The organism is Neisseria sp. P0009.S007, assembly GCF_051962515.1.
The window spans coordinates 1-257 of sequence record NZ_JBQCVF010001169.1 but is presented as its reverse complement, the minus strand read 5'-3'; the positions used below and the strand labels follow the sequence as shown (position 1 = coordinate 257).

Annotated in this window: 1 pseudogene; it reads left to right on the top strand. The window is 45.5% G+C overall.

The window, feature by feature from the left end:
- Positions 1 to 56 precede the first annotated feature (56 nt).
- Positions 57 to 257: pseudogene (locus tag ACTHS3_RS18170) on the top strand (iron-sulfur cluster repair protein DnrN); the annotation flags it as partial.

The window sequence follows — 257 nt, the reverse complement described above, 5'->3', positions numbered from 1 at the left end:
GCGTGTATCCTTATATCTAACATTCATCCAATATAAATCTTTAAAGGAACACAGCCATGACCGACTTTACCCTTTGGGAAACCGCGCCTTTCAATTCTACGATTGACCATATCCTGCAACGTTATCACAACGTTCATCGTGCCCAGTTTGAAGAGTTGGTTCCGCTGGCGCAAAAAGTGGCGCAGGTTCATGCAGATACTTTCCCTGCCGAAGTGCCTGATTTGTTGGCCTATATGCAAAACGAGCTGTTGATGCAC